We start from the raw sequence: 12,576 nt of genomic DNA, 5'->3' as shown, positions 1-12,576 counted from the left end.
CGCGTTGGGTGAAATCAATTGATGGTGTACGTGACCTGGATCAATTGACTTGGGAAGTATGGACGGTTTTTGCGGCCAAGCCGGTTATTCGTCCCATGGATTAATCAGTGAAACGCCACTGGATGTGAAGTCACTGACGTTGCGCGTCACAACGGTGAGGCCATGAACCAAGGCGGTAGCGGCGATCAACGCATCACTTTCATTGGCCCGATCTGGAACATGCAAATGTGCGCAACGCAGTGCGACCGCAGCGTCAACAGGCAGGATTCGGGTATCGAAAGCGGGCATCACATGGCGTTTGAGCCAGGTACGCAATACCTTCCCCTGCGCCGGGTCTCGCCGCTCTATGCGCAAGACTCCGGTCTCCAGTTCTTTAAGCGTTATCGCAGAGATAAACATGCGTGGAGCGATGACACTCTTTGCCCATGCGACCACCTTTGCGTCGGCGTGGGGTTTGCGAAGTTCAGAAATAACATTGGTGTCGAGTAGATACATCAAGAGAGGTCCACATGTCGATGAGTGATCACGGCGCGTTCGGTTTCGAAGTCGATATCGGCCGCTTCTGGCATCACTAGCAGATCAACGATGTCGGCATTGAGCCCTGTCAGTTTCTGGTAGTCCTCAATGCTTAGCAGTACATGGGCCGGCTTGCCGCGATCGGTGATAAAAACCGGCCCTTGGCGGGCTGCTTTTTTGGCACCACTTGTGTCTTGGTTGAATTCGCGGCTGGAAATGGTGGTGATGGTCATGGGGGAGCCCCCTTTATTTGGCTGGATGTAGTTACGTTACTACTTGGTTGTTGCAGGTCGCAAGTGTGAGGCTACGAGTGGTAGCGGGTACCTGCTTACAGAGTCTTCGAAAGCCAGAATGAACAAAGCCCCGCCAGCGTTCGCTGCACGGGGCTTTGATGTTTCGAGGTCTTACTGCTCTTCAGCCTTCTTATCCCCATGGGACAAGCTGTAAACATAGGCTGCCAGCAAGTGCACCTTGTCGTTCCCCTGCAGTTGCTCCTGCGCAGGCATCTGGCCCTGGCGGCCCCAACGGATGGTCTGTTGCAGTTGGGCGAAGCTCGAACCGTAGATGAATGCACCCGGGTGGGTCAGGTCGGGTGCGCCCATGGCGGGCGTGCCTTTACCGGCCGGGCCATGGCAGGCCACGCAGTTGGCGGCGAAGAGTTTTTCGCCGTTGGCCACGTCAGCCTTGACGCCTTCTGGCAGTTTGCGCCCGTCGAGGTTGGTGACGACGAACGCGGCCACATCGCTGACGCCTTGTTCCTTGAGGATATCCAGCCAGGCCGGCATCACGGCATGGCGGCCCTTCATGATGGTTTCCTTGATGGTGGCGGGCTCGCCACCCCAGCGCCAGTCGGCGTCGGTCAGGTTGGGGAAGCCATAGGCGCCCTTGGCGTCGGAACCGTGGCACACCGAGCAGTTGGAGGCGAACAGGCGGCCCCCCATCTTCAAGGCTTGCGGATCCTTGGCGACTTCCTCAATCGGCATCGAGGCGAATTTGGCGAAGATCGGCCCGAACTTGGCGTCCGACCTGGCCATTTCCTTTTCCCACTCGTGCACGCCGGTCCAACCGGTCTGGCCATTGGCGAAAGCGGTTTGCTTGTCGTTGTCGAGGTAGTTGTAGCCCGGCAGCAGGCCCTTCCAATTGCCCAGGCCCGGGTACAGCACCAGGTAGCCGAGGGCGAAGATGATGGTGCCGACAAACAGCATGAACCACCACTTGGGCAGTGGGTTGTCATATTCCTCGATGCCATCGAACGAGTGGCCGACAGTCTCGTCGGTTTGCTCGGCGCGCTGGCCCTTGCGGGTCGACAGCAGCAGCCAGGTCAGGGCGAAGATGGTACCCAGACTGAGGACTGTGACGTACAGACTCCAGAACGTAGTCATTCTTTGTTACTCCTAGAAGCTTGCTCGACGTGCTTGATGGCTTCGGGATCATCCGCAAAGGGCAGCAAGGTCGCGTCTTCAAACTCCGACTTGCGCTTGGGGCTGAACACCCACAACGCCAGGCCGATAAAGGCCACCATCACCACAACGGTGCCCAAGCCACGAATCATCCCGATATCCATGAAGAATCACCGTTTGCTTTTGATGATGGTGCCAAGGCCTTGCAGGTAGGCCACCAATGCGTCCATTTCGGTCTTGCCTTTCACTGCTGCGGCTGCACCGGCGATGTCTTCGTCGGTGTAGGGCACGCCCAGGGTGCGCAAGACTTCCATCTTCTTCGCGGTGTCCTTGCCGTCGAGCTTGTTTTCCACGAGGAACGGGTACGCTGGCATTTTCGACTCAGGCACAACGTTGCGCGGGTTGTACAAGTGCGCACGTTGCCAGTCATCAGAGTAACGACCGCCGACACGCGCCAAATCCGGGCCGGTACGTTTGGAACCCCACAGGAATGGGTGGTCCCACACGCTTTCGCCGGCGACCGAGTAGTGGCCGTAGCGTTCGGTTTCGGCGCGGAACGGACGGATCATCTGCGAGTGGCAGCCGACACAACCGTTGGCGATGTAGACGTCGCGGCCTTCCAGTTCAAGCGCGGTGCGCGGCTTCATGCCTTCCACCGGCTTGTTGGTGACGTCCTGGAAAAACAGCGGAACGATCTGGGTCAGGCCGCCGATACTCACGGCGATGACCATGAAGAAGGCCAGCAGGCCGATATTCTTCTCGACTACTTCATGCTTCATCAGTGGGCTCCCACAACGGCGATCTTGGCGGCGGCTTCGGCTTCGGCAGGGTCCGAGGCACGCACGGTGCGCCAGACGTTGTAGGCCATGAACAGCATGCCGGTGGCAAAGAACGCACCGCCCAACGCGCGGACGATAAAGCCCGGATGGCTGGCCTGCAGCGCTTCGACGAAGGAGTAGGTGAGGGTGCCGTCATCGTTGATTGCACGCCACATCAGGCCCTGGGTGATGCCGTTGACCCACATCGAGGCGATGTAGAGCACGGTACCGATGGTCGCCAGCCAGAAGTGCGTGTTGATCAGCCCGACACTGTGCATCTGCACGCGGCCGAACAGTCTGGGGATCATGTGGTAGATCGCGCCGATGGAGATCATCGCGACCCAACCGAGCGCACCGGCGTGTACGTGGCCGATGGTCCAGTCGGTGTAGTGGGACAGCGAGTTGACGGTCTTGATCGCCATCATCGGCCCTTCAAAGGTCGACATGCCGTAGAACGCCAGCGATACCACGAGGAAGCGCAGGATCGGGTCAGTGCGCAATTTATGCCAGGCCCCCGACAGGGTCATCATGCCGTTGATCATGCCGCCCCAGCTCGGGGCCAGAAGGATGATCGACATTGCCATGCCCAGGGACTGCGCCCAGTCCGGCAACGCGGTGTAGTGCAAGTGGTGCGGGCCGGCCCAGATGTACAGGGTGATCAGCGCCCAGAAGTGCACGATGGACAGGCGGTACGAGTAAATAGGACGTTCGGCCTGTTTCGGCACGAAGTAGTACATCATCCCCAGGAAACCGGTGGTGAGGAAAAACCCTACGGCGTTGTGGCCGTACCACCACTGGATCATCGCGTCAGTCGCCCCGGCGTAAGCCGAGTAAGACTTGAACAGGCTGACCGGCAACGAGGCGTGGTTGACGATGTGCAGCATCGCCGTCACCAGGATAAAGGCGCCGTAGAACCAGTTGCCCACATAGATGTGCTTGGTCTTGCGCTTGACGATGGTACCGAAGAACACCACGGCATAGGTCACCCACACAATGGCAAGCAAAATGGCGATGGGCCATTCCAGCTCGGCGTATTCCTTGGTGGTGGTGTACCCCAGTGGCAGGGTGACGATGGCGCCGACAATGACCGCTTGCCAACCCCAGAAGGTGAAGGCCGCGAGGCTGTCGGAGATCAGTCGCGTCTGGCAGGTTCGCTGCACGACATAGTAGGAGGTGGCAAACAATGCACATCCGCCGAAGGCGAAGATCACCAGGTTGGTGTGCAGCGGGCGCAGGCGGCCAAAGGTCGTCCATGGCAAACCGAAATTCAATTCCGGCCAAACCAGTTGCGAGGCGATAAACACCCCGAGCCCCATGCCAAGGATCCCCCAGACCACCGTCATGATGGCGAACTGGCGGACTACCTTATAGTTATAAGCAGTCGGACTGATTGCTGTGCTCATTCTAAGGTTCCACGGTTTAGGTTTTTTTATAGGTAAAATCGGCCGCAAGTATGGAGAAAGCGAGGGGCCATTGCAACGCAATGGCTGACCTGTATCAATGCGTTCCACGCCAGATTCTGCGCCCTTTCCATGTTTGGCGTAGGGATAAAATCCGAAATAGAAAGCTGATCAAGTGGACAGGAAAATTTTGGGGTCGCAACGCATGTCGTTGCGTACGCCAGAATTGGTCCGCTGTGGGAACAAGCGTAGACCCGAAAGTGAGGGGGGGAAAGGTGTGCTTTGGAAGGGTGCGACACTTGGTCGCGTAGCGGGGTAGAGCTGCCGCCCCAAGTTGGGGCGGCATTCAGAGGTCACTCGGGCTGGCTTTCTGGCGTTGCACCATCAGCGTTGTGGGACAGGCTGTAAACATACGCGGCCAACAAGTGCACCTTATCGTTACCTTGCAGCACTTCCTGCGCCGGCATTTGGCCTTGGCGGCCGTGACGGATGGTCTGCTGCAACTGCGCGAGGCTGGTGCCGTAGATGTAGCCGGCCGGTTTGGTCAGGTCGGGTGCGCCCATGGCTTCCATGCCGTGGCCTTCTGGACCGTGGCACGCGACACACGTGGTGTTGAACGCCGCTTGGCCTGCGGCCAGGTCAGCGGTGCTGTCGGCAGGCAATGGCAGCTTGGCCACGTCGTGGCGGACGTACGCAGCGACGTTTTTCACCCCGTTGTCGCCGAGCATGTCACCCCAGGCCGGCATCGCCGCGTGGCGGCCGTTCAGGATGGTGGTCTTGATCGCTTCAGCCGAACCGCCCCAGCGCCAGATGTTGTCCGCCAGGTTTGGGAAACCAAACGCGCCCTTGGCATCCGAGCCGTGGCACACCGAGCAGTTGGAAGCGAACAGGCGACCGCCCATTTTCAGCGCTTGCGGGTCCTTTGCGACTTCTTCCAGCGGCATGGCCGAGAATTTGGCGAAGATCGGCCCGAACTTGGTGTCGGCCTTGGCCATCTCCTTGTCCCACTCCTTGGCCGACGTCCAGCCGTCTTCATAGCCCGGCAACACGCCTTTCCAGTTGCCCAGGCCCGGGTAGAGGATCAGGTAGCCGACCGCAAACACCAGGGTGCCGGCGAACAGCATGAACCACCACTGGGGCAGCGGGTTGTCGTATTCCTCGATACCGTCGAAGGCGTGGCCCATGGTCTGGTCGACGCTGCCCTTGGTCTCGCCCTTGCGGGTACCGATCAAGAGCCAGGTCAGGCCGATCAGGCTGCCGAGGGTCAGTACGCAGATCCATGTACTCCAAAACAGGGTCATGGCCGAGTGCTCCTTATTGCAGGCTCTTCTTGAGCGTCGGATGGAGAAGGTTCATCGGCGAAGGGCAGCAGGCGCGCCTGCTCGAATTCCGCATTGCGCCGGTTGTTGAACACCCACAGCGACAGGCCGATAAAGGCGATGGCGACCACCAGCGTGCCGAGGCCGCGGATGGTGCCCGCATCGAATTCAAATCCCATGGCTCACCTCTTGCTCTTGATGGCAGTACCGAGTACTTGCAGGTACGAAACCAGCGCGTCCATCTCGGTCTTGCCTTTGAGGCTGGCCACGGCGGCACTGATGTCGTCGTCGGTGTAGGGCACGCCGAGGGTGCGCATCACGTTCAACTTGGTCTCGGTATGGCTGCTGTCGACCTGGGCGGTGACCAGCCACGGATAGGCCGGCATTTTCGACTCGGGCACCACGTTGCGCGGGTTGTACAAGTGCGCGCGGTGCCAGTCGTCCGAGTAGCGTGCGCCAACGCGCGCCAGGTCCGGCCCGGTGCGCTTGGAACCCCACAGGAACGGGTGGTCCCACACGCTTTCACCGGCGACCGAGTAGTGGCCGTAGCGTTCCGTTTCGGCGCGGAACGGGCGGATCATCTGCGAGTGGCACTGTACACAGCCTTCGCGGATGTAGATGTCACGGCCTTCCAGTTGCAACGCGGTGTAGGGCTTCATGCCTTCAACCGGTTTGTTGGTCACGTCCTGGAAGAACAGCGGGACGATCTGGGTCAGGCCGCCGATGCTCACGGCTAGCACCATGAGCAGCATCAGCAGGCCGACGTTCTTTTCAATCGTTTCGTGTTTCATCACAGACTCCTCAGGCCATCTGCGCCGCAGCGGCAACTTCGGCAGGTTGCGCCGAACGCACGGTGCGCCAAGTGTTGTAAGCCATCAGGAACATGCCGCTGAGGAAGATCGCACCGCCCACCAACCGCACGATGAAGCCAGGGTGGCTGGCCACCAGGGTTTCGACGAAGGAGTAGGTCAAGGTGCCGTCTTCGTTGACTGCACGCCACATCAGGCCCTGGGCAATGCCGTTGACCCACATCGAGGCGATGTAGAGCACGGTGCCGATGGTGGCCAGCCAGAAGTGCGCGTTGATCAGGCCAAGGCTGTACATCTGCTCGCGACCGAAGACTTTCGGGATCATGTGGTACAGCGCGCCAATGGAAATCATCGCCACCCAGCCAAGGGCGCCGGCGTGTACGTGGCCGATGGTCCAGTCGGTGTAGTGGGAGAGGGCGTTGACGGTCTTGATCGCCATCATCGGGCCTTCGAAGGTCGACATGCCGTAGAACGCCAGGGAGACGACGAGGAAGCGCAGGATCGGGTCGCTGCGCAACTTATGCCAGGCACCCGACAACGTCATCATGCCGTTGATCATGCCGCCCCAGCTCGGTGCCAGCAGCACCAGCGACATCACCATGCCCAGCGACTGTGCCCAGTCCGGCAGCGCGGTGTAGTGCAAGTGGTGCGGGCCGGCCCAGATGTACAGGGTGATCAGTGCCCAGAAGTGCACGATGGACAACCGATAGGAATACACCGGGCGCTCGGCCTGTTTCGGCACGAAGTAATACATCATGCCGAGGAAGCCGGCGGTGAGGAAAAATCCTACCGCGTTATGCCCATACCACCACTGCACCATGGCATCCGTCGCACCGCCGTAGAGGGAGTAGGACTTGGTCAGGCTGACCGGGATTTCCAGGTTGTTGACGATATGCAGGATGGCCACGGTGATGATGAACGCACCGAAGAACCAGTTGCCGACGTAGATGTGCTTGGTGTTGCGCTTCATGATCGTGCCAAAGAACACGATGGCATACGCCACCCAGACAATGGTGATCAGGATGTCGATCGGCCATTCCAGTTCTGCGTATTCCTTGGAACTGGTGTAGCCCAGTGGCAAGGAGATGGCGGCCAAGAGAATGACAAGCTGCCAGCCCCAGAAGCAGAATGCGGCGATTTTAGGCGCGAACAGCTGCGTCTGGCAGGTACGTTGCACCGAGTAGAAGGAGCTGGCGAACAGCGCGCAGCCACCGAAGGCGAAGATCACCGCGTTGGTGTGCAACGGGCGCAGGCGGCCGAAGCTGGTCCAGGGCAAGTCGAAGTTGAGTGCAGGCCAAACCAATTGAGCAGCGAGAAAAACCCCGAGCCCCATGCCGACGATGCCCCACACCACCGTCATAATGGCGAATTGGCGGACCACCTTGTAGTTATAGGCGGTACTTAAAGTAGTGTTCATGGTTCCCCATCCACGGTTCAACCCAAGCAGATGCGGCACTTGGGCTGGAGTTATAGGCAGACTAAAAAGCGAGGCAAGCATGGGCAAAGAGCACAAGGCCAGTATTGACGGGGATCAATGGGCGCAGTGTGTGCGGGAACATGGGTGGTTGTGGGATGCGGCGTCGAGGACGACTTCAGCCGCTCCCGTCACGCTGATCCTGGCCCACGGCGCCGGTGCGCCAATGGATTCCGGGTTTATGAACGACATGGCTGCACGCCTTGCCGGGCATGGTGTGAACGTGTTGCGCTTCGAGTTTCCGTACATGACCCAGCGCCGGGTTGACGGGGGCAGGCGGCCACCGAATCCGGCGCCAAAACTGCTCGAAGCCTGGCGTGAGGTGTATGCCGAGGTGCGACGTCATGTCGCTGGAAAACTGGTTATCGGCGGCAAGTCCATGGGCGGGCGCATGGCCAGTTTGTTGGCCGATGAAGTGGGCGCCGATGGGCTGGTGTGCCTGGGGTATCCGTTCTATGCGGTGGGCAAGCCGGAAAAACCACGGGTCGAGCACCTGGCCGGGTTGAAGGCGCCGACGTTGATTGTGCAGGGCGAGCGCGATGCGCTGGGCAATCGGGCGGCGGTGGAGGGATACGACTTGTCGCCGAGCATCGAGGTGATGTGGCTGGTGGCGGGGGATCATGACTTGAAGCCGTTGAAGGCGTCGGGGTGCAGTCATGAGCAGCATTTGGAGGCTGCGGCGGTGCGGGTTTCTAGCTTTCTTAGAGAGCTTGAGTGAAACCTGTGGCGAGGGAGCAAGCTCCCTCGCCACAATCGATTTACCGGTTAAAACGCTCCACCAGCGAATACTGGGTATTCGCGGTATGCGTCAGCTCTTCACTCAACTGCGCCGAGTTCAACGCTTGCTCCGACGTCTGGTCCGCCAACAGCGCAATCGTGCTGATATTGCGGCTGATCTCTTCGGCCACGGAGCTTTGCTCTTCAGTGGCAGCAGCGATCTGGGTGGTCATGTCGGTGATATGTGCCACCGCTTCGCTGATGCCAACCAACGCCTGATCCGCTTCCATCACCCGCGCTACGCCTTCTTCGGCCTGGCGATGCCCGGCGTCCATGGTTTGCACAGCCGCCGCAGCGGTGTGCTGCAGCTTGGCGATCAGGGCATGGATCTGCCCGGTCGACTCGGCGGTACGCTGGGCCAGTTGACGGACTTCGTCAGCGACCACCGCAAACCCACGGCCCATTTCACCGGCACGCGCCGCTTCGATGGCTGCGTTCAGCGCCAGCAGGTTGGTTTGGTCGGCAATGCCCTTGATCACGTCGACTACGCCGCCGATCTCATCACTGTCCTTGGCCAACTGGGTAACGGTCGCGCCCGTCTCTCCAACGGCGGCTGACAGGCGCTGAATCGCCTCGCGGGTTTCCCCGGCAATGTCGCGACCGCGACCGGTCAGGCGGTTAGCCTCTTGGGTCGCATCGGCGGTGCGCTGCACATGGCTGGCGACTTCCTGGGTCGTCGCCGCCATCTGGTTGACCGCCGTAGCCACCTGCTCGGTTTCCACACGCTGGCGTTCCAGGCCGCTGGAGCTGTTATGCGCCAGGGTGTTGGACTGCGCCGCCTGGGCGTTCAGGTGCTCGGCAGTGTCCTGCAAGCGCGTCAGACACGTCTTCAGACGCGCCTCCTGGCTGAGGATCGACATCTCCAGGCGCGCCTGGGCGCCACGGCTGTCGGTGTACATCTGCGCGATCAACGGGTCGGACGTGGTCTGCTCGGCCAGTCGCAGCAAGCGCTTGAGGCCACGCTGTTGCCAGCTCAGGCCGAGCAGGCCCAACGGCACCGACAACCCAGCCGCCAGGGCAAAGCCCCAGTGGGAGTTGAGTGACGCGCCGATCATGAAGCTCAGCTGGCTCACCAGGATAAACGGCAGCCAGTCCTGCAACACCGGCAGCCACTTGTCCCGCTGCGGGATCGCTGACTTGCCCTGGTTGATGCGGTGATAAAGCGCTTCGGCCCGGCGGATCTGCTCAGAGGTGGGCTTGATGCGCACCGATTCGTAGCCGACCACCTGGTTGCCGTCGAAGACGGGCGTCACATAGGCGTTAACCCAGTAGTGATCACCGGTCTTGCAGCGATTCTTGACGATGCCCATCCATGGCAAGCCTTGTTTGAGCGTCGACCACATGTGCGCGAACACCGCCGCCGGAACATCCGGGTGACGGACCAGGTTGTGCGGGGCACGGACCAGTTCTTCGTGGGTGTACCCACTGATTTCGACAAATGCGTCGTTGCAGTAGGTGATCACGCCCTTGGCATCTGTGGTGGAGATCAACCGTTGCTGAGCGGGGAAGGTACGTTCGCGCTGGGTAACGGGTTGGTTATTACGCATGATTGTTCAATCCGCAAGGCTTTCAAGGGTTGTCGGCCGGAAAACGCTTTTATTTAACTTAATTTTGCAACAATCAACCGACCAACGCCTCGCGTCACTGTTCTTTAAGTTTTGCGGTCTCGAGAATGTCGAACGCCATGCGCTGCTGGATTGTGCTTCGGGAATACGCTCTTAAAAATGCCTCGCGGTCAGTCGCACTGAGCCTAAGGCGGGCAAGTGCGGCAACCGCCGCGTCCGCGTTGCCGGGGGCAAACACGCAAGCATTGGGAATATGATTGAGTGTGAACGCTTTTGAATAACCCTCCAGTCCCGCGAGTATTGGCTTTCCGGTAGCGGCATATTCAAACAGTTTGGAGGGAATGACTTTCAAGAATGCCTTGAAGTCATTGAGGTGCAAAAAAAGCACATCGGCTTGCTGATAGTAATGAATCAGTTCGTGTCGGGGCATGGGCGGAATAAGCTCGACATTCTTTACATGTCCCTTGATCAGCGTTTCGCGCAGTTTTTTCATCGTACTGCCATCGCCAATCACGTAGAAACAAGCTGTGTTCGCGAGCCGTTCGGCCAGTGATGGCAGTATTTTATCCAAGCCTTGGCCGACGCCGATATTGCCAGCGTAGACAATCTTCAGTGGGCGTGTTGGTTCGTTAGGCGTGTCTGGATAGAACGGGGTTTCAAGAAAGAGATCGTCCACACCGTGGGTGAAAGTTGAAAAGCGTTTGTGTGGATAACGAGCCGAGAAGTAACTCAGAAACCCGGGTGATATCAGGTTTACCCGCGTTGCGCGATCAAGGGTGAATTTTTCAAAGCGGGAAAATACTTGCGCCAGGAGTTTGCCCAGGACGCCAGGGAAAAGTTCAGGCAGTACGTCGACAAAGATATCTCGGATATCCAGATAGAACGGTGCCTTTTTTTGGCGCGCAATAGCGGCGCCCAGTGCGGCCGTCATCAGCCGGGAAGAAGTCGCGACAATCACGTCGTACTGCTTGCCTTTTACCGCTCGAAGTACGCCGCAGGCATAGTTGGCAAACCCCAAGGCCTGGCCCCAAACGCTGAATCCGTGCGTGGGCAGGTCTATGCGGGTGATGGACAGCCTTGGCTGATGTGCGGTGCGATCCCAGGAGAGCTTATAAGATGGGTAGCGGTTCGGCTGAGTGGTCAGCACGTCGATCGCTATCTCATCGTTACCGTGGGTGAGCAAGCCATTGACCAGCGCCTCGACGCGAAAGGCCGACAGGTCGGGCGGAAAGTAATAGCTCAATAAAAGAATACGCACTGTCATATGCACATCTCAGTCTTGCCCGTCAGTACGCGTTCATACAGTGTTAGCAATTTGCTTTCTTGCTGCTCCCAACTTAGAGACGAGGCGGCATTTTTTGCGTTTTGGGCCAGTGTCTGACGTAACAACGGTTCATCGATCAACCGCTGTAATTCCCGGTGCAGTGATTGATCCGAGCCTGCCGCCACCAACACCCCCACAGCGTGGGACCGGACAATTTTGCGAATCTCCGGAAACTCCGTCGCGACCACGGGCAGCCCGGCGATGATGTATTCGAACAGCTTATTGGAGTCGGTGGTGAAGTGGTTCAGGCAGGTATTTTCTATAGGCTGCACACCGATATCGGCTGACGCGGTATAGCTGGGCAAATCCGCTAATGAAACAGTCGGAATAAAGTGCACTCGCTCTGTCAAGCCAAGCTCCTCGCTCAACATCTTCAGGGGGGTCGTAAGCCTGCCGCCCCCGATCAGTACGAAGTAAGCGCATTGCAATGTGACTGCGACGCGTAACAAACGCTCCAGGCCGCGCCCCTGTTGAAGGCCGCCCTGATAGAGAACGATGGGCCAGGGCTGTTTCAAACCCAGCTCATGGCGAATCCTCTGGCTCGGTGGGCTGGCGATCAGGCACGGACGATTTTGCAGCACCAGCGGACGGGTTATCCCGTAGGCCCTGGCAAAGAACTTAGCCCTGCTTTGTGTGGTGGTAATGGTGCCCTCAGCCCTGGGCATCAAGGCTTTTTCGATACAGGCAACCCACTTGCGAAAGCGCGCATACCCCTCGCGGCTGGTACTGACTTCATGGGCGTCGTACACCAGTCTCGCTCTGCTGAGCCGGGCGGCCAGCCATGCAGTGGGCAGCGTATTAACATCATGGGCATGCACAACTGCGGCGCGATGCAGAGTGATCCGCACCATTAGCCCTGCATGCACCCAAAGTCGTGAAAGGATGCGTGGCAGCGGCATCGACTGTTCTGTTGGCGGTGAGCCGGTTGAATCGCAAGATCCAGCACTTGCGGGTCGCCATCTCAGGCTGCGTGCCACGCGTATCACACGGATGCCTTCCGCCAGTACTTCCTGGCGCTGCGTTACGCCTGGTGTATGCAATGCGAACACTGTCACTTGATAACCAGCCGCTTGGAGTGTCCGGGCTTGTTTCAATACGCGGGCGTCATTGCGGAACTCATTCCAGACGATCATGGCGATAGGGGGCACGGGGGAATTCCTGTTGATTTCGCGGG

14 protein-coding genes are annotated in these 12,576 nt (G+C 59.2%); 1 reads left to right on the top strand and 13 read right to left on the bottom strand.

Annotation, left to right across the window (positions count from 1 at the left end):
* Positions 1 to 84: 84 nt before the first annotated feature.
* From BFP95_RS02420 to ccoN (BFP95_RS02375), 10 genes are all read right to left on the bottom strand, one after another.
* Positions 85 to 495, bottom strand: a complete 411-nt coding sequence (locus BFP95_RS02420) for a type II toxin-antitoxin system VapC family toxin (protein ID WP_065873839.1) — start codon at positions 493 to 495, stop codon at positions 85 to 87.
* On the bottom strand, positions 495 to 749 hold the full coding sequence (locus BFP95_RS02415; protein WP_065909186.1) for a type II toxin-antitoxin system Phd/YefM family antitoxin: 255 nt from the start codon (positions 747 to 749) through the stop codon (positions 495 to 497). The genes BFP95_RS02420 and BFP95_RS02415 overlap by 1 nt, the downstream gene beginning before the upstream one ends.
* 171 nt (positions 750 to 920) lie before the next feature.
* Positions 921 to 1,898, bottom strand: coding sequence for a cytochrome-c oxidase, cbb3-type subunit III (gene ccoP / locus BFP95_RS02410; RefSeq protein WP_049712048.1), 978 nt, complete (start codon positions 1,896 to 1,898; stop codon positions 921 to 923).
* The gene (locus tag BFP95_RS02405; RefSeq protein ID WP_003175465.1) at positions 1,895 to 2,080 is read right to left on the bottom strand and encodes a CcoQ/FixQ family Cbb3-type cytochrome c oxidase assembly chaperone; all 186 of its coding nucleotides are present in this window, start codon (positions 2,078 to 2,080) and stop codon (positions 1,895 to 1,897) included. The genes ccoP (BFP95_RS02410) and BFP95_RS02405 overlap by 4 nt, the downstream gene beginning before the upstream one ends.
* A 6-nt stretch (positions 2,081 to 2,086) precedes the next feature.
* Positions 2,087 to 2,695 carry a cytochrome-c oxidase, cbb3-type subunit II gene (ccoO, locus tag BFP95_RS02400; RefSeq protein ID WP_003193167.1) on the bottom strand — a complete coding sequence of 203 codons (609 nt, stop codon included), beginning with the start codon at positions 2,693 to 2,695 and terminating at the stop codon, positions 2,087 to 2,089.
* Positions 2,695 to 4,137, bottom strand: a complete 1,443-nt coding sequence (gene ccoN / locus BFP95_RS02395; RefSeq protein ID WP_065873838.1) for a cytochrome-c oxidase, cbb3-type subunit I — start codon at positions 4,135 to 4,137, stop codon at positions 2,695 to 2,697. The genes ccoO (BFP95_RS02400) and ccoN (BFP95_RS02395) overlap by 1 nt, the downstream gene beginning before the upstream one ends.
* A 350-nt stretch (positions 4,138 to 4,487) precedes the next feature.
* Positions 4,488 to 5,435, bottom strand: a complete 948-nt coding sequence (ccoP, locus tag BFP95_RS02390; protein ID WP_065873837.1) for a cytochrome-c oxidase, cbb3-type subunit III — start codon at positions 5,433 to 5,435, stop codon at positions 4,488 to 4,490.
* The gene (locus tag BFP95_RS02385; protein WP_010208563.1) at positions 5,432 to 5,632 is read right to left on the bottom strand and encodes a cbb3-type cytochrome oxidase subunit 3; all 201 of its coding nucleotides are present in this window, start codon (positions 5,630 to 5,632) and stop codon (positions 5,432 to 5,434) included. Before BFP95_RS02385 ends, ccoP (BFP95_RS02390) begins: the two co-directional genes overlap by 4 nt.
* A 3-nt stretch (positions 5,633 to 5,635) precedes the next feature.
* On the bottom strand, positions 5,636 to 6,244 hold the full coding sequence (ccoO, locus tag BFP95_RS02380) for a cytochrome-c oxidase, cbb3-type subunit II (protein WP_065881223.1): 609 nt from the start codon (positions 6,242 to 6,244) through the stop codon (positions 5,636 to 5,638).
* A 10-nt stretch (positions 6,245 to 6,254) separates the two neighbouring features.
* A complete protein-coding gene (ccoN, locus tag BFP95_RS02375) occupies positions 6,255 to 7,679 on the bottom strand; it encodes a cytochrome-c oxidase, cbb3-type subunit I (RefSeq protein ID WP_049712053.1) in 1,425 nt (474 codons plus the stop codon).
* A gap of 79 nt (positions 7,680 to 7,758) precedes the next feature.
* Here ccoN (BFP95_RS02375) and BFP95_RS02370 point away from each other — a divergent pair, with 79 nt between their 5' ends.
* Positions 7,759 to 8,454, top strand: a complete 696-nt coding sequence (locus tag BFP95_RS02370) for an alpha/beta family hydrolase (RefSeq protein WP_065881221.1) — start codon at positions 7,759 to 7,761, stop codon at positions 8,452 to 8,454.
* A 40-nt stretch (positions 8,455 to 8,494) separates the two neighbouring features.
* Here BFP95_RS02370 and BFP95_RS02365 read toward each other — a convergent pair whose 3' ends face one another.
* The 3 genes from BFP95_RS02365 to BFP95_RS02355 all read right to left on the bottom strand — a co-directional run bounded on the left by BFP95_RS02365 (position 8,495) and on the right by BFP95_RS02355 (position 12,550).
* Complete coding sequence (locus BFP95_RS02365) at positions 8,495 to 10,060, bottom strand: methyl-accepting chemotaxis protein (protein ID WP_065873833.1); 1,566 nt, start codon at positions 10,058 to 10,060, stop codon at positions 8,495 to 8,497.
* Between the two features lie 94 nt (positions 10,061 to 10,154).
* A complete protein-coding gene (locus BFP95_RS02360; protein ID WP_083213937.1) occupies positions 10,155 to 11,342 on the bottom strand; it encodes a glycosyltransferase family 4 protein in 1,188 nt (395 codons plus the stop codon).
* Entirely contained in the window at positions 11,339 to 12,550 is a 1,212-nt protein-coding gene (locus BFP95_RS02355) for a glycosyltransferase family 4 protein (RefSeq protein ID WP_139114526.1), read from the bottom strand. Before BFP95_RS02355 ends, BFP95_RS02360 begins: the two co-directional genes overlap by 4 nt.
* Positions 12,551 to 12,576: the final 26 nt, after the last annotated feature.

The sequence above is a fragment of the Pseudomonas sp. 58 R 12 genome (assembly GCF_900005865.1).
Classification (GTDB): Bacteria; Pseudomonadota; Gammaproteobacteria; order Pseudomonadales; family Pseudomonadaceae; genus Aquipseudomonas; species Aquipseudomonas tritici.
This window is presented reverse-complemented; position numbering and strand designations above follow the sequence as displayed.

Excerpts from the sequence above, each read along its gene's own strand:
- ccoO (WP_065881223.1), bottom strand. The coding sequence starts at position 6,244 with ATGAAACACGAAACGATTGAAAAGAACGTCGGCCTGCTGATGCTGCTC.
- BFP95_RS02405 (WP_003175465.1), bottom strand. The coding sequence starts at position 2,080 with ATGGATATCGGGATGATTCGTGGCTTGGGCACCGTTGTGGTGATGGTG.
- ccoN (WP_065873838.1), bottom strand. The coding sequence starts at position 4,137 with ATGAGCACAGCAATCAGTCCGACTGCTTATAACTATAAGGTAGTCCGC.
- BFP95_RS02420 (WP_065873839.1), bottom strand. The coding sequence starts at position 495 with ATGTATCTACTCGACACCAATGTTATTTCTGAACTTCGCAAACCCCAC.
- BFP95_RS02415 (WP_065909186.1), bottom strand. The coding sequence starts at position 749 with ATGACCATCACCACCATTTCCAGCCGCGAATTCAACCAAGACACAAGT.
- ccoO (WP_003193167.1), bottom strand. The coding sequence starts at position 2,695 with ATGAAGCATGAAGTAGTCGAGAAGAATATCGGCCTGCTGGCCTTCTTC.
- BFP95_RS02385 (WP_010208563.1), bottom strand. The coding sequence starts at position 5,632 with ATGGGATTTGAATTCGATGCGGGCACCATCCGCGGCCTCGGCACGCTG.
- ccoP (WP_065873837.1), bottom strand. The coding sequence starts at position 5,435 with ATGACCCTGTTTTGGAGTACATGGATCTGCGTACTGACCCTCGGCAGC.
- BFP95_RS02370 (WP_065881221.1), top strand. The coding sequence starts at position 7,759 with ATGGGCAAAGAGCACAAGGCCAGTATTGACGGGGATCAATGGGCGCAG.
- BFP95_RS02365 (WP_065873833.1), bottom strand. The coding sequence starts at position 10,060 with ATGCGTAATAACCAACCCGTTACCCAGCGCGAACGTACCTTCCCCGCT.
- ccoP (WP_049712048.1), bottom strand. The coding sequence starts at position 1,898 with ATGACTACGTTCTGGAGTCTGTACGTCACAGTCCTCAGTCTGGGTACC.
- BFP95_RS02360 (WP_083213937.1), bottom strand. The coding sequence starts at position 11,342 with ATGACAGTGCGTATTCTTTTATTGAGCTATTACTTTCCGCCCGACCTG.
- ccoN (WP_049712053.1), bottom strand. The coding sequence starts at position 7,679 with ATGAACACTACTTTAAGTACCGCCTATAACTACAAGGTGGTCCGCCAA.